Origin of the sequence: Intrasporangium sp. (genome assembly GCF_039812505.1) — a bacterium.
Taxonomy (GTDB): domain Bacteria; phylum Actinomycetota; class Actinomycetes; order Actinomycetales; family Dermatophilaceae; genus Intrasporangium_A.
In genome coordinates, this window is record NZ_JBDIAQ010000005.1 from 22,209 (window position 1) to 40,767 (window position 18,559).

At 72.3% G+C, this 18,559-nt stretch carries 17 protein-coding genes; 3 read left to right on the forward strand and 14 right to left on the reverse strand.

Annotated features, from left to right (window positions below; genetic code table 11):
• Positions 1-6: 6 nt before the first annotated feature.
• From WMI84_RS01590 to WMI84_RS01610, 5 genes are all read right to left on the reverse strand, one after another.
• Complete coding sequence (locus WMI84_RS01590) at positions 7-714, reverse strand: SGNH/GDSL hydrolase family protein (RefSeq protein ID WP_347350243.1); 708 nt, start codon at positions 712-714, stop codon at positions 7-9.
• Positions 715-782: 68 nt separating this feature from the next.
• Positions 783-1,265, reverse strand: a complete 483-nt coding sequence (locus tag WMI84_RS01595; protein WP_347350244.1) for a hypothetical protein — start codon at positions 1,263-1,265, stop codon at positions 783-785.
• Positions 1,265-2,689 (reverse strand): wax ester/triacylglycerol synthase family O-acyltransferase, encoded by a 1,425-nt coding sequence (locus WMI84_RS01600; protein WP_347350245.1) that lies wholly within the window; start codon positions 2,687-2,689, stop codon positions 1,265-1,267. The genes WMI84_RS01595 and WMI84_RS01600 overlap by 1 nt, the downstream gene beginning before the upstream one ends.
• An 84-nt stretch (positions 2,690-2,773) precedes the next feature.
• Positions 2,774-4,132 (reverse strand): hypothetical protein, encoded by a 1,359-nt coding sequence (locus tag WMI84_RS01605; RefSeq protein ID WP_347350246.1) that lies wholly within the window; start codon positions 4,130-4,132, stop codon positions 2,774-2,776.
• Positions 4,129-4,791, reverse strand: coding sequence for a hypothetical protein (locus WMI84_RS01610; RefSeq protein WP_347350247.1), 663 nt, complete (start codon positions 4,789-4,791; stop codon positions 4,129-4,131). The genes WMI84_RS01605 and WMI84_RS01610 overlap by 4 nt, the downstream gene beginning before the upstream one ends.
• A gap of 259 nt (positions 4,792-5,050) precedes the next feature.
• Here WMI84_RS01610 and WMI84_RS01615 point away from each other — a divergent pair, with 259 nt between their 5' ends.
• On the forward strand, positions 5,051-5,281 hold the full coding sequence (locus WMI84_RS01615; protein ID WP_347350248.1) for a helix-turn-helix domain-containing protein: 231 nt from the start codon (positions 5,051-5,053) through the stop codon (positions 5,279-5,281).
• Positions 5,282-5,299: 18 nt separating this feature from the next.
• Here WMI84_RS01615 and WMI84_RS01620 read toward each other — a convergent pair whose 3' ends face one another.
• Positions 5,300-5,854, reverse strand: a complete 555-nt coding sequence (locus tag WMI84_RS01620) for a hypothetical protein (protein WP_347350249.1) — start codon at positions 5,852-5,854, stop codon at positions 5,300-5,302.
• Positions 5,855-5,961: 107 nt separating this feature from the next.
• Here WMI84_RS01620 and WMI84_RS01625 point away from each other — a divergent pair, with 107 nt between their 5' ends.
• Positions 5,962-6,840: a LysM peptidoglycan-binding domain-containing protein gene (locus WMI84_RS01625; RefSeq protein WP_347350250.1), complete on the forward strand. Its 879-nt coding sequence runs from the start codon at positions 5,962-5,964 to the stop codon at positions 6,838-6,840.
• A complete protein-coding gene (locus WMI84_RS01630; RefSeq protein ID WP_347350251.1) occupies positions 6,837-7,340 on the forward strand; it encodes an Rv3235 family protein in 504 nt (167 codons plus the stop codon). Before WMI84_RS01625 ends, WMI84_RS01630 begins: the two co-directional genes overlap by 4 nt.
• Positions 7,341-7,416: 76 nt before the next feature.
• Here the strand turns inward: WMI84_RS01630 and secA are convergent, their stop codons facing one another.
• The 8 genes from secA to mtrA form a co-directional block, all read right to left on the reverse strand.
• The gene (gene secA, locus WMI84_RS01635; RefSeq protein WP_347350252.1) at positions 7,417-10,224 is read right to left on the reverse strand and encodes a preprotein translocase subunit SecA; all 2,808 of its coding nucleotides are present in this window, start codon (positions 10,222-10,224) and stop codon (positions 7,417-7,419) included.
• A 175-nt stretch (positions 10,225-10,399) separates the two neighbouring features.
• The gene (locus tag WMI84_RS01640; RefSeq protein WP_347350253.1) at positions 10,400-11,668 is read right to left on the reverse strand and encodes a crosslink repair DNA glycosylase YcaQ family protein; all 1,269 of its coding nucleotides are present in this window, start codon (positions 11,666-11,668) and stop codon (positions 10,400-10,402) included.
• Between the two features lie 43 nt (positions 11,669-11,711).
• Complete coding sequence (locus tag WMI84_RS01645) at positions 11,712-12,410, reverse strand: response regulator transcription factor (protein ID WP_347350254.1); 699 nt, start codon at positions 12,408-12,410, stop codon at positions 11,712-11,714.
• 59 nt (positions 12,411-12,469) lie between these two features.
• Positions 12,470-13,129: a ribosome-associated translation inhibitor RaiA gene (gene raiA, locus WMI84_RS01650; protein ID WP_347350255.1), complete on the reverse strand. Its 660-nt coding sequence runs from the start codon at positions 13,127-13,129 to the stop codon at positions 12,470-12,472.
• Between the two features lie 277 nt (positions 13,130-13,406).
• Complete coding sequence (locus WMI84_RS01655; protein WP_347350256.1) at positions 13,407-14,105, reverse strand: phosphoribosyltransferase family protein; 699 nt, start codon at positions 14,103-14,105, stop codon at positions 13,407-13,409.
• Between the two features lie 111 nt (positions 14,106-14,216).
• The gene (locus WMI84_RS01660) at positions 14,217-16,043 is read right to left on the reverse strand and encodes an LpqB family beta-propeller domain-containing protein (protein WP_347350257.1); all 1,827 of its coding nucleotides are present in this window, start codon (positions 16,041-16,043) and stop codon (positions 14,217-14,219) included.
• Positions 16,040-17,740 (reverse strand): MtrAB system histidine kinase MtrB, encoded by a 1,701-nt coding sequence (gene mtrB / locus WMI84_RS01665; protein WP_347350258.1) that lies wholly within the window; start codon positions 17,738-17,740, stop codon positions 16,040-16,042. Before mtrB ends, WMI84_RS01660 begins: the two co-directional genes overlap by 4 nt.
• A gap of 2 nt (positions 17,741-17,742) precedes the next feature.
• On the reverse strand, positions 17,743-18,420 hold the full coding sequence (gene mtrA / locus WMI84_RS01670; RefSeq protein WP_347350259.1) for an MtrAB system response regulator MtrA: 678 nt from the start codon (positions 18,418-18,420) through the stop codon (positions 17,743-17,745).
• Positions 18,421-18,559: the final 139 nt, after the last annotated feature.

The window sequence follows — 18,559 nt, forward strand, 5'->3', positions numbered from 1 at the left end:
CTCGGCTCAGGTCGCGGGTGCCACGACAGCGTCGAGACGCAGTGCGCAGACCGGGCTGTCGGGGTCGCGGACGCCGAGCCGGTCGAACAACGCCAGCGCGAGCTCGTGGTGGCCCAGGGCGCTGGGGTGCACGGTGTCATCGAGCCAACCGGACGCGACCCCCGCCACGGGCCCGGCAGCGCGCCATACGGCAGCGTGGTCGACGAGGGGGACCCCGAGCTCCCGAGCCACCACCCGGACCTCGGCCGCGTAGGCAGCGACGGTATCGGGGTCGCGTCTGTCCCCCGCGGCGACCGGCGGCGGGGTCTGCAGGATGACGGTCGCGCCCAGGTCACGGGACCGCTCGACGAACTGCCCGAGGTCGTACCGGAAGGCCCGAGGACCGCCCTCGCGTTCCACGAGCGCATCGTTGGTGCCGAACATGGCAAGAACGACGTCGGGAGCGAACCTGCCTACCCACCAATGGAACTCGTCGAGCAGATCGGCTACCGTCGCGCCCGCCACCCCGGAGTTGATGACGGCGTCCCGGCTCCGGCCCAGCTCCCCGCAGAGACGCTCGGCGAAGTGCTCCACGAAGTTGCGCCGGCCGTGGGTGTGGCCGACCCCCCTCGTGATGCTGTCACCGGCGAACACCCAGGTCAGGGGCGGGCCGGTCAGGATCTCGGCCAGTCGCGCGGCATCGCGCCGTTCGTACTCCTCGGCGGTGAAGTCCATGGCCAGAACGTAACAAGGGAGGCGGGCCCGGTGGAGCCCCCGGACCAGGGGCTGGGACGACCTCGAGGTCAGCCGTGCGCGCCCCGCCCGGGTCGAGCGCCCGCAGCGGGAAAGAGGGCGGCAACCTCGCCGAGCTCGGTGACGTCATACCACAGCAGCGGCTCGTCCGGGTCGGTCGGGGTCCTGCCGGCGAGCGGGGCTACCTCACCGACGTGGAGGGAGGCGATCCTCGAGACGGGCAGGGTGTCGACGAGCCGCACGGCACTGGGCGTGCGCGAGCCCGGCTGGACAGCCTCCGGGTCGGCGTCGGCAGCGATGACGAGGCGCCGATCGCCACGGTGCTCGCGGAAGGTGGCCGACACGGCGACGGCGTCGAGGAACGCGGTGTACTCCAGAGCCTCCTGGTCGAGCCCCGGCAGCAGTGCCGTCAGCTCGTCGGTGACGGCGTAGGCCTCGACCGGGGCCGCGACACCGGCGCGAAGGACCCCGGTGGCGGCGATTTCGCGGAGGGTCGCTCCACCCAGAGGCACGTAGAGCCGCACGACCGGCATCACGAGCCCCGCCCGCTCGCGAGCTCGGTGAGCGAGTCACGGATCGACTGTGCCAGCACGTCGACGTCGGGCATGGCGTCGCGGTCGGCGTTGAGGCCGTAGTACACCCCGCCGTTGTACGAGGTGACGCCGATCGACAGCGCCTGGCCCTTCGCGAGCGGTGTGACGGGATAGGTCGACAGCATCTGCGCCTCGCCCGCGTAGAGCGGGCTCTGCGGGCCCGGGACGTTGGTGATCATGACGTTGTAGATGCGGCGCGACATGGCCGAGCCGAGCCGGGCGCCGAGGGCGTGCAGGGTCGGCGGTGCGAAGCCGGCCAGGTTGGCCAGCGCGGTTGCGCCGACGGCCTGGCCGCCCTCCATCTGCTGTCGCATGGCGAACGCGATCTGGTGCAGCCGCATCGAGGCGCCCGGCTCACCCACGGGCAGGTTGACGACACAGGCCATGACCTGGTTGGCGTACATCCCGCTCGGGTCGTGGCCGTAGATGCTGACCGGGACCATGGCCCGCACGACCGTGCTGCCGCTGACCGCCTCCCCACGGTTCAGCAGCCACGTGCGGAACCCACCGGCGATCGTCGCGAGGATGACGTCGTTGATCGTGACGTCGTCGGCGTAGGCGCCGCGGCCCAGGTGGGTGCGCACGTCGCGGTAGTCCTGCAGGTCGGTCGCGACGTTGACCCAGCGCCGGGTCGTGCCGATCTCCGCGTTCAGCGGTGACTCGGGTGCCGGCCGCGCAGCCGTCCGGGCCAGCGCCGAGAGCATCGACCCCGCCGACTCCGCGGCTCGCCGCCCGACGGAGAGCACGTCCTCGACACCACCCCGGACGAGGTCGACGACCTGGGCGGGGCGCCGCACGGCGTCCACGACGGCTTCGGTGACCAGCTCGAGGCTGCCGGGCGGACGATGCGCCTCCCACGGGTCCTGGTCGTCCGCAGGGCCGACCGCGCCGCGCGTGGAGTCGACGATCAGGTGCGCGATGTCGAGGGCGTGGACTCCGTCGATCAGGGCGTGGTGGGTCTTGGTGACGATGGCGAACCGACCCTGCTCGAGCCCTTCGACGAGGTAGACCTCCCAGAGCGGTCGCGAGCGGTCCAGCCGACGAGCCTGGACCCGCGCGACGAAGTCCTGCAGCTGCGGGTCGCTGCCCGGGCGTGGGAGGCCGGTGCGCCGTACGTGGTAGCCCATGTCGAAGTTCTCGTCGTCGACCCAGACCGGGTTGGCGATCCGACCCGGCACGTCACGCACCTTCTGGCGGAAGCGGGGGATCGCACCGATCCGGCGCCCCATGATCCGGATCAGCTGGTCGTAGTCGAAGCCCTCGACGGGCGGCTGGAAGATCATGACCGAGCCGACGTGCATGGCCGTCGTGCTCTCCTCGAGATAGAGGAACGAGGCGTCGAGCGAGGTCAGCCGGTCGGACATGCTCTCACTCTGCCAGAGCGAGCCGGGTGGGCAGCACGCCAACCCGGCGGCGGCACGTGCTCGGGGGATCACCCACCACCCGGGTCACGCCCCCAGCACCGGCGCCCGACCACGGACCCGCCACATCGGTCGTCGAGCAGGTCGGCGGGCGGTGCTCGGCGCCACGGAGCAGGCCAGCTCGCTGACGGCCTGCCGCAGGGCCGAGTCGGGCGCGTGCTCGACCACGGTCCGTCCGGCGAGCAGCGCCCCGTCGGCCGCGGCCGGGTCGTCCGGTACGAACTGGACGGACCCCAGCCCGGCGAAACGCTCGAGCGAGGCGCTGATGCGCGACCGGGGGTCGGCACCGACCGCACTGGCCCTGACCCTGTTGATGATCGGCCGGGGGGCACCCGAGGGCACCGTGCCGAGCTCCTGCATGCCCCGCACGAAGCGCTGCAGCGCGACCGGGTCGGCGCCACCGACCGCGAGCACCTCGTCGGACACCGACAGCGAGGTCAACGTCGCTTCGTTGCGCCGGGGCGCCTGGGTGTCGTAGCTGAGCTCCTCGTCCTCCTCCAGGCAGAAGCCGCAGTCGACGATGACGTACTCGGCCAGCGAGCGACCCACGGTCAGGACTCGCTCGAGCGCCGCTGACCGGATCTCGGGCCAGCGATCGGGCCTCGGCAGCCCGGTGAGGACCCGTAGCCGTGTCGTGACCTCGGGGGCCACGCGGGCCAGCGCGACCAGGTCTAGGTCTCCGTGCTCGGCGGCTCGGCAGGCGGCGGCGATGCCCGGGGCCTCGTCGAGCAGGCCCAGGACCTGGGCGATGCAGCCGCCGTAGGTGTCGGCGTCCACCAGCAGCACCGAGTGTCCGCGAGCCGCGAGCTCGGCACCGAGGGTGACCGCGATGGTGGTGCGCCCGGAGGACCCGTGCGGGCCCCACACCGCCAGCACCCGGCCCGCCTCGGCAGCGTCGATGCCGGGCCCCGAGCTCGAGGGAGCCATGGCGGCACCGGCGGCGTCCGACGGGCCGGCTGGGCGCCATCCGGGACGCGCATCGGGGCCGACCACCTGCGAAGGGGCCGCCGGGTCCGTCACCCCGGGGATGGCCGCAGCCGTGCTGCGGTCCCGCACGGCGGCCGCCAGCACCGGGCCGGTGGCGTCGGTCGCCAGGACCGCGTCGACGCCCAGCTGGCGCAGCCGTCGCTCGTCGGCCTCCTGGTCGGGCTCGTGCAGCCCGACGACCCAGATGCCCCGGGCGTGCAGCGACTCGACGACCCCGAGGTCGAGGCCACGCAGGTCCGCCGACACGACGGCGCAGGTACCGAGGCCTGCCGCGGTGACCGAGACGAGCTCGGGGACGTCGGCACACCGTCGCACGACGGTGACGTCGGCCAGCGGCTCGAGGGCCGCACCGACGGTGGCCTCCCAACGGTGGCTCAGGGCGGTGACGACCGATGTCATGACCGGGCACCGACGGTCGGGCCGGCGACCGGCACCAGCGTGATGTTCGCTCCGCCGTCGACCGCCTCGATGAGGTCCTTGACCTTGGCTCGGGGCACGAAGACCTGCACGGACGTCTGCGCGGCAGTCCCGAAGCTGCCCGACGCCCCGAGCACGGCGGACACCCCGACACCCTCCAGCACCCGTCGGGCCGTGGGTTTCGTGCCGTGCTCGCTGCCGGCCGGCACGTCGCTGAGGAACACGTCCACGAGGCTGCCGCTGTGCAGACCGGTTGCCGAGAGGGTCGCCACACCGACCGTCACCAGCTGCACGTCCAGGCTCCCGCCCGAACCGACCGCAGCCCGCGGGACGAGCTCTCCGGCGCGGATGTCGCGCAGCACGAACTGGTCCGGGCCCAGGGCCGATCCGGCCGACAGGTACGGCGCGACATCGCCGTCGAGCCGAACGTCCACTCGGGTCAGCGCGGCGGCGTCGACCGGATCGCCCACCACCAGGTCGCGGCTGGCCACGTACACGGGGACCCGGTCGTCCAGGCCGGCCACCAGCCGTGCCCCCAGCGTGGCCGCGAGGAGTACCAGCAGCACGCCCACGACGAGGCGGCTGTCGCGCCATGACGGTCGACGAAGTCGCGCGGCGGTAGGTGTCGGTAAGTGCTGCATCGTGCTCCCATGAAGATCCGGGCCGGGTGGCTCCCGACCTGTCGCGGCCACATCCTGCCCGAAACGGGCCCAAACTGTCGTCTCGGAGTCGTCCTGTGGACAACTGCGGGTCCGTCCAAGTAGGTGCCCCTAGGATCGAAGCACGTGCGAGAGCCACGGGGGATTCTGACCACGTCATCCAAAGGGCAGACAAAGAGTAAAGAGATGGTCAAGAATGTCCCAAGGAACCGTCAAGACTCGTGAGAACACAGGAGCAGTCGTGGCCCAGCGCTTTCTCCAACTTGCCGAGGTCTCCGAGATCCTCAACATCTCGTCGGCCCAGGCGTACGCCCTCGTCCGCTCCGGGGAGCTGCCCGCCATCAAGATCGGTGGTCGCGGCCAGTGGCGCGTCGAGGCCACCGAGCTGGAGAGCTACATCCAGCGGATGTATACCGAGACCCGCACGTTCGTCAAGGCCCATCCGTTCGGGGGCGGCACCGACGAGGAGTGACCCGTGTCCGAGGGTCGCTCAGGGTCGCACCTGCCGCACCGTCTCGACGGCCGCGAAGGGCACGACGTGGACGGCCTGCACGTTGCGAGCACGTCTCGGTAGGTCCGGGGCGTGCTCGGCGATCTCCAGGTGGTCCGAGCCCACGACGTCGATGGTGCCCACCAGCGCGGTAGCCGCTGCCACGAGCTCGACCACCGACCGGTCCCGGCTGATCGCCCGCAGCGCAGCGCCCAGGCCGAAACGCCTGGCGACGGCCGACGGCTGCACCGCGCCACGGACGACACCGACCAGGGAGCCCACTGCTGCGGTGACCACGAGCAGCGCCCGCTGACCCTCGGTCTCGAGCAGCACCCAGTCCGGGCCCACGTCCCGGACGACACCCGTCAGGGTTCGGTTGGCGAGCCGCACGGTGACCGGCGGGGCGCCTACCGAGGCGAGCAGGCGCGACTGGATGTCGATCTGGGCCCGCTCCCGACGCGTCCGGTCGGCGACCTCGGCCTCGCGCTCGCGCAGCACGTCCGACTCGATCTGCCCGTCGAGGTCCTCGAAGAGCCGGTCCCACCGCATCTGCACCGACCTATCCCTTCCGCCTTCGCCCGCTCGCCCTGCTGAACACCTACCCAAGCACATCGTCACACCCCGGTGTTGTCAATCGACGTCAAACAACGTTAAATAAAGGCGTGCAGACGCAACCCTCGTCCTCGGCACGAAGCTGGGCCGCGGCCCGAACCTTCGGCGCGATGACCCTCGTGACGACCATCGGCATCGCCGTGGTGGATGCCGTCCTCCTGCCGCTGGCCCGCTCGTCGTGGCCGGTCACGGACGTGCCGGTCCCCCGGCTCGACGACGTCATCGGCGGCGTGCTCGTCTGGGCGGCCCTGGGCTTGACGGCCTGGCTGACGCTGACCTCGTTGCTGACCGTCCTCGGTCTCGTGCCGGGGGCAGTGGGACGCAGCGCAGCCGGTTGCGCCGAGGCCCTGACGCCGGCGCTCGTCGGTCGCGTGCTGGCGTTCGTGCTGGGCACGGGGATCAGCACCATGAGCCTGCCCCTCGGCCCGGCCACCGGCGCCCCGGTCGCCGCCACGGCAGCACCGCACCCGTCCGGCGGGGTGAGGCAGCCGGCCACGCCGGACGTCCCCGGGGCTCCTGAGCCCGGCTTCGCACCGTCCCCGACGACCGGCGCTGCCGCTCCCCGCCGGGGGAACCCCGTCACACCTGCCTTCGCCCCGACCGCGCCTGCCGACGAGGGCGCCGCGAAGGTGCCCGATCCCCGGTGGCTACCCGTGCGTCCCCCGAAGGCGACAGACCCTGACCTGAGCGCCCTGCTCGCCCCGACCCCGCGAACGGTGACGGCAGCGGACGACCTGATGACCGTCCGGAAGGGCGACTCGCTGTGGTCGCTCGCGGCACGGCAGCTGGGTCCGGGCGCCACCGACCGGCAGATCGCGCTCGCCTGGCCGGCGTGGTACGCCCTCAACGCCGACGTGATCGGCGCGGACCCGGACCTGATCCGTCCCGGCCAACAGCTGCGCATCCCAGACCTTGGAGAGCACCGATGACGACCAAGCCCGTCCTCGTCCGTCCCGCGCCGGCCACCGAGCCGCCCGTGATCTCGGCAGAGGAGGCCTACCGCCCGGCGACACCTGTGCCATACACCCAGGCTGCCCTCGCCCTCGACTTCACCTACGGCCCGGACGACGACAGCTCGCGTCGCCCGACGCGGCGCAGCCTGCTTCCCGACCCCACCTCGTTCGTGGCCAAGATGGCCCAGGCGATCATCGAGGTCATCGCCGCGCAGCGTCCGGCCCCCCAGCTCATCCGGCACACCTCACCGGAGGTCTACGCGGGGCTGGCCCGTCGGGCGCTCGTCGCGGCCAGACGGCAGCCGACCGGCCCGCGGCGCAGCGCCATGGTGCGACGGGTCAGGCTGTGCGAGCCCGCAGACGGCATCGTCGAGGCATGTGCCGTCGTGGTTGCGCACGGCCGGGTGCGAGCCCTGGCCCTGCGTCTCGAAGGGCTCGACGGTCGGTGGCTCGTCACGCAGCTCACCGTCGGTTGAGCCCGCTCGTTCGACGACGGGGTGAGGATCGGCCGAGGGTCTGGAGGGCGTCCGGAAGGACCGCGTCACCAGGTCGTCAGCGGCGCTTGCGCTTGACCTTCTTGCCGCGCCGGTCGGCCGCCCGCTCGACGGGACGCTGCCCACCGCCGGACCGCACCACCGACCCGTCCTCGCCCGGGGCCGAGTAGCTGAGCACGCGGCCGGCGTCGCCGCCCGTACGCAGGTCGACCCCGGAGACGCTGACGCCGGCCGGCACCGGCTCCCCGTCGACTTCACGGGAGGGCTCGGCCCCGGCGTCCACGGCCGCCGGCGGCGCGGCCAGACCCGCGACCATGTCGGAGACCGACTGCGGCGCGACGGCACCGACCGGCACGGTGGCCGGGGCCACCTGGACCTCGACGCTGAACAGGTGCGAGACCGACTCCTCCTTGATCGAGTCCATCATGGCTTCGAAGAGCTGGAAGCCCTCGCGCTGGTACTCGATGAGCGGGTCGCGCTGGGCCATCGCACGCAGGCCGATGCCGTCCTGCAGGTAGTCCATCTCGTACAGGTGCTCGCGCCACTTGCGGTCGAGCACCGACAGGACGACCCGCCGCTCGACCTCGCGCATCGTCTCGGGGCCGAGCGCTTCCTCGCGCCGGTCGTAGGCCTCGTGGGCGTCCGTGAGGAGCTGTTCGCGAAGCAGCTCGGGGGTGACGAGCTGGCGGCCGCCTGCCATGTCCTCGACCTGCTCGATCGTCAGCGACACCGGGTAGACCTGGCGCAGCGCGTCCCAGAGGTGCTCGAGGTTCCAGTCGGCGGCGAAGCCCTCGGCGGTCGCGGCGTCGATGTAGCCGCCCACGGCGTCGTTGACGAACATCCGCATCTGCTCCTGCAGGTCCTCACCCTCAAGGACCGAGCGCCGCTCGTCGTAGATGACCTGGCGCTGCCGGTTCATGACGTCGTCGTACTTGAGGACGTTCTTGCGGATCTCGTAGTTCTGGGCCTCGACGGCGCCCTGGGCCTTCTGGATCGAGTTGGTCACCATCTTCGACTCGATCGGCGTGGTGTCGTCCATGCCGGCGGTCTGCATGAACCGGTCGACGATGCCGGCGTTGAACAGCCGCATCAGGTCGTCCTGGAGCGAGAGGTAGAAGCGCGACTCCCCCGGGTCGCCCTGGCGGCCGGACCGGCCGCGGAGCTGGTTGTCGATCCGCCTCGACTCGTGCCGCTCGGTGCCGAGCACGTAAAGACCGCCGAGGCCGGTGACCTGGTCGTGCTCCTCGGACACCGCAGCCTCGGCCGCGGCGAGCGCCTCGTCCCACGCGGCCTCGTACTCCTCCGGGGTCTGCTCCGGGTCGAGGCCACGTCGCTTGAGCTCGGCCACCGCGCGGAACTCGGAGTTGCCGCCGAGCATGATGTCGGTGCCGCGTCCGGCCATGTTCGTCGCCACCGTGACGGCGCCCCGGCGGCCGGCGTCGGCCACGATCGTCGCCTCCTGCTCGTGGTACTTCGCGTTGAGGACGTTGTGGCGCACGCCCTTGCGGTTCAGCTCCTGGTGCAGGTACTCGCTCTTCTCGACCGAGGTCGTACCGACGAGTACCGGCTGGCCCTTCTCGTGCCGCTCCGCGATGTCCTCGACGACGGCCTCGAACTTCGCCTCCTCGGTCCGGTAGATCAGGTCCGGTTGGTCGAGGCGGATCATCGGCATGTTCGTGGGGATCGGGATGACCCCGAGCTTGTAGATGGAGTTGAGCTCGGCAGCCTCGGTCTGGGCCGTCCCGGTCATGCCGGAGAGCTTGTCGTACATCCGGAAGTAGTTCTGCAGGGTGATCGTCGCGAGCGTCTGGTTCTCGTTCTTGATCTCCACGCCCTCCTTGGCCTCGATGGCCTGGTGCATCCCCTCGTTGTAGCGCCGGCCCGGCAGCATCCGGCCGGTGTGCTCGTCGACGATCAGGACCTCGCCGTTCATGATGACGTAGTCCTTGTCGCGCTTGAACAGCTCCTTGGCCTTGATCGCGTTGTTGAGGTAGCCGATCAGCGGCGTGTTGACGGTGTCGTAGAGGTTCTCGATGCCGAGCAGGTCCTCGACCTTGGCGATCCCCGGCTCGAGGACGCCGACGGTGCGCTTCTTCTCGTCGACCTCGTAGTCGCCGCGGCCCTCCTCGCCGCGGTTCAGCCGCCGCACGAGCTTGGCGAACTCCACGTACCACTTCGTGGCCATGTCCGCCGGCCCCGAGATGATCAGCGGGGTGCGCGCCTCGTCGATGAGGATCGAGTCGACCTCGTCGACGATGCAGAAGTTGTGGCCGCGCTGCACGAGCTCGTCCGGCGACCAGGCCATGTTGTCGCGCAGGTAGTCGAAGCCGAACTCGTTGTTGGTGCCGTAGGTGATGTCCTTGGCGTACTCGACGCGCCGCTGCTCGGGCGTCATCGAGGCCAGGATGCATCCGGTCTCCATGCCCAGCGCCCGGTGGACGCGGCCCATCAGCTCGGACTGGTACTCGGCGAGGTAGTCGTTGACGGTGATGACGTGCACGCCCTTGCCGGTCAGGGCGTTCAGGTAGCTCGGCAGGGTCGCCACCAGGGTCTTGCCCTCACCGGTCTTCATCTCCGCGACGTTGCCCTGGTGCAGTGCGGCACCACCCATCAGCTGCACGTCGAAGTGCCGTTTGCCGAGGGTCCGCTTGCTCGCCTCGCGAACCGCGGCGAACGCCTCCGGCAGCAGCGCGTCGAGGGCCTCCCCCTGCTCGAGGCGACGGCGGAACTCCGGTGTCTCCTCGCGCAGCTCCTCGTCGGTGAGCTTCTCGAAGTCGGCCTCGAGGGCGTTGACCTGCTTCGCGATGCCCTGCAGCTTCTTCAGGGTCCGGCCCTCACCGGCGCGCAGCAGCTTCTCGATCACCATGGCGTTGTTCTCTCCCGACTGACTCGTGTGCCGCCCGCGGCGCGCGACAGCCCCCGTGGGTCTGCACGGGACCCGACAAGGCTAGCCGCCACCCCTCTCCCCCACCAACGGACGAGCCCCCACGCGCCGTTCCAGCAGGTGCCGACCCGCCGCCACCGACCGGCGCGGATGCCGCTCACGGCCTTCCCGGGCCAGCCGCCGGCCCCGTCGGGGCGGGGCCGGCGCCGGGCCGGACCGACTCGAGACCGAGCCAGGTGGCCATCGACTGCAGCTGACGTTGCAGCGCGGCCGGCGCCCCGACCGGGACGTCCGGCTCCCACGTGACCGAGTGGCAGCGCAGCACGCCACGTTGCCGGTCGGCCTTCAGGTCGCAGCGCGCGACGAGGCGGTCGCCGAACAGGAAGGGCAGGACGTAGTAGCCGTGCACCCGCCTCTCCCTTGGGGTGTAGATCTCGATCCGGTAGTGGAAGTCCCACAGCACGTGGACCCGGTGGCGCTGCCAGACGAGTGAGTCGAAGGGGCTCAGCAGCGCCTCGACGTGCACCCGCCGCGGCACTCGCGCCGCCGCGTGGAGCCAGGCCTGCCGCCAACCGGGCACCGAGACCGGCACGAGCTCCCCGTCGGCGACGAGCCGTTGGATGGCCGGGCGCACCTGCTCGCGCGTCAGGCGGAAGTAGTCGGCCAGGCAGCGCTCCGAGCCGATGCCGTGGGCCCGGGCGGCGATCCGGACCAGCTCGAGGAAACGCTCCGGGTCGGCACCGGGCCCGGCCCGGTCCAGCCACGCCGCGCGGAGCGCCGGCGGTGCGGTCACCTCGAGCGCGGCGTACCTCCGCTCGAACTGGGCGGTCCGTCCGGCGCAGCTGATGCGTCCGGCCCAGAAGAGGTACTCGAGCGCCTGCTTCACCTCGGACCAGTTCCACCCCCAGTCGTCGGTACGGCGGGTCCGGTCGTGCTCGAGGCCCGCCTCGACCTCGCGAGCCGTCAGCGGACCTCGTCGGCGCACCTCTTCCTCCACGAGCCCGACCAGCTCCGGTCGTTCGGCCAGGACGCGGCGCATCGAGCCCCAGGCATGCTCGGCGGCGGTCCGCATCCGCGCGTCGAGCAGCGGCCACGTCTGCGGGGGGATGAGGCTCGCCTCGTGGGCCCAGTACTCGACCAGGCGCCGCGGTGCGCGGTCGCGGGCCCGGTCGAGCAGGGCGGTGTCGTACGGCCCGAGCCGCGAGAAGAAGGGCAGGTAGTGGCTGCGCACGAGCACGTTGACGCTGTCGATCTGCACCACGCCGACCCGGTCGATGACCCGTTGCAGGTGGCGCGTGGTCGCCCGGAACGGTTCCGGCTGGGGGTCGAGCAGACCCTGCGCCGCGATCGCGATGCGCCGGGCCTGCTCGCGGCTGATGCGTCGCGCGGGCCGGCACTCCGGGCCGGCAGCGGCTGCCGTCGTCACGCCGACCGACGTTCCGGCCTGCTGTCGCGGCCGCTGCCGACGCTCATTCGTCGGGGTCGATGAGCCGCTGGCGCACCGCGTACATCGCCGCCTCCATGCGGGAGTGCATCTGCAGCTTGTCGAGAATGTTGCGGATGTGGTTGCGCACGGTGTTCTCGGAGATGAACAGGTCTCGGGCGATCTCGCGGTTGAGCCGGCCGCGTGCGACGTGGCCGAGGATGTCCAGCTCCCGGTTGGTCAGCCGGGGCACCTCGAGGCCCGGGGTCGGCGCCGGGACGCTCTCGTGGTCGCTCAGGCTGGCGAACTCGGTCAGCAGCTTGGCCGCCATCATCGGCGAGATGAGCGCCTGGCCGTGGTGCAGCCCACGGATCCCGTCAGCCACCTCCTCGGGCGGCACGTCCTTGAGCAGGTACCCGCTGGCGCCCGCGCGGACCGCGTCGAACAGGTGCGCCTCGTCGTCGGAGCTGGTCAGCATGAGGATCCGCGCCGAAGGCACGCGCTGCCGGATGGTGCGGCACGCCTCGATGCCGCCCCGTCTCGGCATGCCGACGTCCATCAACACCACGTCGGGCCGGGTCTGCTCGGCGATCTGCACCGCCTCGACCCCGTCGGCCGCCTCCCCGACGACCTCGATGCCGTCCTCGGTACCGAGGATGGTCTGCAAGCCCCGACGGTAGAGGGCGTGGTCGTCGACGATCAGGACGCGGATACGTTCGGAGCTGGTGGCCGGCACAGTCGACATCATCCCAAATGTCGCGAGGGCGGCAGGTCTCGACCCGAGGCCGGCGCCACCGGGCCGGCTCAGCCGGCCGCCGCAGCCGACCCCGACGAACCCACGGGCTCGACAGCGGTGTCGAGATGGATCACCCCGTAGCTCCACCCGCGCCGCCGGTAGACCACGCTCGGCTGGTCGGTGTCGAGGTCGTGGTAGAGGAAGAAGTCGTGCCCGACCAGCTCCATCTGGTTCAGCGCGTCCTCGAGGTTCATCGGAGCTGCCGCGTGGACCTTCTCGCGGACCTCGATCGGCGAGTTGCCCATCGCGCCGAACCTGTCGAGGTCATCGGTCACGCCGTCCTGGGACGGGGCGCCGGCAGGCTGCGCTGCTCCGTCCAGGGGCGCCACCCGGGCCGTCGCCTGGCCGACCGACTCGGGTAGCCGTCGTCCCCGGCTCACCCGTCGCTTGTCGTTGCTGCGTCGCAGCCGCTCGAGCAGCTTGTCCACCGCCGCGTCGAGCGCCACGAACTTGTCGTCCCGACTGGCCTCGGCACGGATGACCGGGCCCTTCGCGCGACAGGTGATCTCGACCCGCTGCGAGGCCCGGCTGACCCGTTCGTTCGTGACCACCACGTCGATCCGGTGCACCTTCGGGACCAGCGTCGGCACCTTGGCCAGGCGCTCGTCCAGCTGCTCACGGAAGCGGTCGGGGATCTGGACGTGACGTCCAGTGACGACGATCTCCACGGTTCCTCCTTGATCGCGCATTCGGTGTTGTTGCGTCCGGGCCCGGGTGAGGCCCCTCAAGTCTGCCGCGGCACCACCCCTTTCGCTCGATCAAACACGGGTGCCCCTGACGGCGCCCGCGGGAACTGGGGCTGATATCTCGACAGTAACCTCCCCGCCGACGTGGCGGAAGGGATCACGCAACCGGCGCGTCGGTGGTGCGGGGTCGGCGGTTCGCGGCCGTGCCGACCCCGGCCACCGGTCAGGAGCGCGGCTCCGGCAGCGGGCGCCCGGCGGGTTACCGGCCGGCTCGCCGCCGGGGCGCGGCGATGGTCACGCCCCGCACGCCGGCGGCGCCGGCCCCCCGCAGGGCTCGCGCGCAGTCGGCGATGGTGGCCCCGGTGGTCATCAGGTCGTCCACGACGACACAGTCGCGCCCGGTGACGAGCGGGCGCCAGGCGCGCCGCACCGTGAACGCGCCGCTGACGTTGGCCCGCCGCGCCGCGGACCCGAGCCGGGACTGGTCCAGCACGTCCCGGCACTCACCGAGCACCGGGGCGAACACCTCCGGACCGGGGGCCAGCGCCTGCAGGGCCCGAGCGGTGAGCTCGTGCAGCGGGACGTCGCCGCGTACCCGTCGGGAACGCCGGGACGACGGGGCCGGCACGACCAGCACCGGGTCGTCGCGGTCGCGTCCGGGAGTCGGCACGGTCGCCAGGGCGGCGGTCAGCAGCGGCGCGAGCACCCCGACGAGGTCGCGTCGGCCCTCGTCCTTCCAGGCCGTGACGACGGCCCGCAGCGGGTCGCCGTACGCACCCCAGGCGTGGACGGGAACCGCGCCGGGCGGGGCCGGGTCGGGGGTGACGAGTCGTGGCCCGCCGGGGAAGGCGAGCCGGTCGAGGGCACGGCAGCAGCGCCGGCACCACGGGGACCCGGCTCGGCGGCAACCGGCGCACTCGGCGGGCAGGACCAGGTCGAGCAGCTGGCGTAGCGACACGGCCGCAGTCCAGCCGGAGACGGCGCCGAGGGGAATGCCCCCGTCCGCGCGCTGTGGACGAGCGGCATACGGGACCCCGGGTGTGGACACAGCCTCGGCGACACCGGCCGGTCAGCGACCGGGGACCAGCACGTCGGTGCCGGTCGCGACCACCGGCCAGGTCCGGCCCGCCCGGGCGAGCACCTTGCCGTCGCCGGTGACGATCATGATGCCGCGGGTCCCGCCGACCGTCGTGATGGAGGCGGCATCCGGGACCGGCGCGAGACGGCTGTCCTGCGGCTGGGACCGGCCGTGGCGCCGGATCCCGTCGAGGCCGCCCCCGATCGACCCCGTCCACGGCCGGACCGGGTCCTTCGAGTCGACCCGCCCGAGCACGGCGTACGAGTCGCTGTCGAGCCACACGACGTCGCGCAGGAGCGTCAGCGGCTCGGCCTGCCGCAGCGGGGCCGCGAGGCCGGTCGGCTCCCCGCTCGGGGCGCGGATGACGCCGGCGACATCCAGCCTGGGCCCGTGACCCGCCGCGTCGGTCGAGATCACCAGCAGCCGTGCGGCCTCCCGGGACAGCGCGACGGCGGTTACCCGGCGCTTGGCCAGCCAGGGGGCGGCGACCGGCCGCCAGGCCTGGTCGGTGCCGGTCGAGTCCGCGTGGAGGGCCCACAGCCCGCCCTTGCCGTCGGGTGCGACCCCGCCGACCCACAGGTATCCCGACGTGTCGTAGGTCGGCGCGGTCAGGGTGTCGGCGAAGGAGGGCGAGACCCGCCAGCGGTCCGCGCGCCACCGGGACAGCTGGGTCCGGTCCGCGTTGACCGCAGCCACCTCCTTGCCGTCCACCGAGAGGGCCAGCCGGGTCCACTCGGTGGGGATGGAGGTGGGGTCGCCCGTCTGCCGGTCCGTGTCGGCGGGCCTGTGGGCGGCATCGCTCTCGGGGATCGCGCGGGGGTCGACCCGCGAGAACGTCGCGCCCGTGCGGACCAGGGCGGTGTCGTAGCTGGTGGAGGTCACCCGGCTGTAGTCGAGCTCGTCGGGCCCGGAGACCCAGGCGCCGACCCCGGGCAGCTCGAGCTCGACGCCCTCGACAGCCAGACCCACGGACTGGACGGCCGGGACCTGGCCGAGCGTCGCGGCCAGCTGCGCCCACATGGCGGCCCGCTCGTTGGGGTCGGCCTTCAGGGCCGGCTCGGTGAGGTTGGCCTGCGCCCGCCCGTTCGCCACCGGGACCGCGTTGACCGACAGCTTGGTGCCCTGCGGCACCCCTGTCCGGAGCGCGCCGGCAAGGTAGTCCGGCACCGGGCCCAGCTGCGCGCGGGCGAGGGTGGTCACCATCCGGGGTCCGCTCGGGAACCACCGGACGTCGGGCACGAGGCGCCGGCCGCTCGGGGTCACGTAGTAGACCCGACGTGCCTCGTAGAGCCGGTCGAACGCCGCCGAGTCGAGCCAGAGACCGAAGCCCGTGCGGGGCAGCTCGATGCGCCACTGCCCGTTGACCTTGGTCAGACCGAAGGTCACCTTCGCCCGGGTGCCGCCGGGCAGCTCCCGGTAGCGGCCGTCGGCCGAGACCAGGGCCACCGCGACCGTCGACACCTCGAGCTGCTCGGGACCCAGGCGCTCGACCTTCAGGTCGTCGGCCGTGTCGTAGATCACCACGTCCTCGCTGGTCCAGCGCCACAGGTCGGGCGACTGCGGCGCCAGGTAGGACTTGCCGGTCTCCCGGTTCTCGTCGACGTCCTCGTTCGACCGGATGAAGCCGAGCACCACCTGCTCCTGCGTGGCGCCGTCGAAGGGGCCCTGCGGGAGCACCCGGACCGGGTCGGCGATCACCTCGTCGAGGCGCCGGCCCTCGAGGACCGGCCCGTCGCCGGGCAGGCCGCCGCAGGCGGACACCCCGAGGACGGCGACGACCGACAGGGCCGCCGCGGCCAGTCGCCTGCGCGTGCTCACCGGTCCGGCTCCCCGGAAGCGGTCGTGCCGACCCGCTCAGGGCCGGTCACGCGGCCCGAGCCGTCCTCCGCGGTCGGGGCCGGGGCCTGCTCGGCCGTCGGGCTGAGCGGCAGGGGCGAGCCGGTGATGGTCACCTGCGCCTTCCTCGGCAGGGTGAGGCGGAAGCACGAGCCCTCGCCCGGGGCTCCCCAGGCCTCGAGTCGCCCCGCATGCAGCCGCGCGTCCTCGAGCGCGATCGCCAGCCCCAGACCCGTCCCCCCGGTCGTGCGGGCGCGGGCCGGGTCGGCCCGCCAGAACCGCGTGAACACCAGGGCCGCCTCGCCGGGGCGCAGGCCGATGCCGTGGTCCCGGACGGTCACCGCGACGGCCGAGTCGTTCTGTCCCAGGGCGATCTCGATCGGGCCACCCTCGCCGTGCTCGATCGCGTTGGCGACCAGGTTGCGCAGGATCCGCTCGATGCGCCGGGCGTCCATGTCGGCCACGACCGGCTCGTCGGGCTGGTCCACCACCAGCGCGCTGCCCTTGCGCTGGGCCAGGGTGCGGTGGGCGGCGACGACCCGCTCGACGCAGGACCGCAGGTCGGTCGCCTCGGTCTCCAGCACGGCGGCACGCGCGTCGAAGCGGGAGATCTCGAGCAGGTCGGCCAGCAGCGCCTCGAAACGGTCGACCTCGCCCCGGAGCAGCTCCGCGGAGCGGGCCACGGCCGGGTCGAAGTCCGCGCGCGAGTCGTGGATGAGGTCACCGGCCATGCGGATCGTCGTCAGGGGGGTGCGCAGCTCGTGGGACACGTCGGAGACGAACCGCTGCTGGACCCTGGACAGGTCCTCCAGCTCGGCGATCTGCTGCTGCAGCGAGGCGGCCATCGCGTTGAACGACGTGGCGAGCCGAGCCAGGTCGTCCTCGCCCTTGACCCGCATCCGCTCCCCGAGGTTGCCCTCCGCGAAGCGCTCGGCGATCCTCGCGGCTCGTCGGACCGGGTCGGCCACCAGACGGGTCACGACGAACGCGATCGCCCCGACGAGCAGGACGAGCGCGGCCGCCCCGAGCAGGAAGGTCTGCCCGATCAGACCCATGATCTGCTGCTCGCGGTCCATCGGGTAGATGAAGTAGAGGCCGTAGGTGCGCACCAGCGGCAGGTCGACCTGCTGGCCGACGATCACCGCAGGGATCTCGTGGCCGTCCTCCTCGATCGTGGCCACCTGCAGGTGTTGCCGGTCCGGCGAGCCGGACACGGCCTGGCGCAGGCTGTCCGGGATGAAGCGCACCCCGATCTCGTTGCTCTCGATCGGGCCGATGCTCACCGGCGCCGTGTTGTTCTCGGTACGGGACAGCACGACGTAGCGCCGCTCGTTGCCGGCGTCCTGGCGGTAGGACTTGACGAGCTCGGTCGCGAACTGGGTCACCTGTGCGATCGACTCGGTCTGGTCGGTGTAGAGGATCTGGCGCTGGGCGTCCTTGGCCAGGCGCAGGCTGTCCTCCGCGGCGATCTGCTGCCTGCTGTCGACCAGCCCCTGCGCGATCGCACCGTACAGGTAGGTCCCGACGGCCCCCAGGACCAGCAGCCCGAGCAGCATCGTCACGACGACGACACGGAAGCTGAGCGACGAGCGCCATTGGTGGTGGGTCCGCGCCCAGCCGTGGCGCACCGCGGACTCGGCCCGGTGGGCGAGCCCGAGGCGTCCGGGCTGCTGGCTCATGGTCAGGCGGGGCCCGCCTTGTAGCCGACGCCCCGCACCGTGACCACGATCTGCGGATGCTCCGGGTCGTGCTCGATCTTGGAGCGCAGCCGCTGGACGTGGACGTTCACCAGGCGGGTGTCGCCGGCGTGGCGGTAGCCCCACACCTGCTCCAGCAGGACCTCGCGGGTGAAGACCTGCCAGGGTTTGCGGGCAAGCGCGACGAGCAGGTCGAACTCGAGCGGGGTCAGGGAGAGCCGGCGTCCGTCGCGTCTGACCGCGTGGCCCGCGACGTCGATCTCGAGGTCGCCGATCATCAGCCGCTCCTGGGTCGGCTCGTCACCCCGGCGCAGCCGGGCCCGCAGCCGCGCGATGAGCTCCTGCGGCTTGAACGGCTTGACGACGTAGTCGTCGGCGCCGGACTCGAGGCCCACGACGATGTCGACCGTGTCGGTGCGAGCGGTGAGCATCACGATCGGCACGCCGCTCTCGGCCCGGATCCGCCGGCACACCTCCATGCCGTCGAGACCGGGCAGCATGACGTCGAGCAGGACCAGGTCGGGCTTGGACTCCCGGAAGGCGGCCAGGGCCTCGGCGCCGTCGGCGACGTGGCTGACCTCGAGCCCCTCGTTGCGCAGCACGATGCCGAGCATCTCGGCGAGCGCCAGGTCGTCGTCAACGACCAGAACCCGACCCTTCACGTGACTCTCCCTCCGCAGCGTTACCGTCGTCCCGCGCGGCACTGCCGTTCCGCCACATCATCACACACGGCGGGCGCCCGCCCGCGTCGCGAACGCCCGGTCGACCGGGTCGGGTCCACCGGCGTCCCCCGCTGGGGGT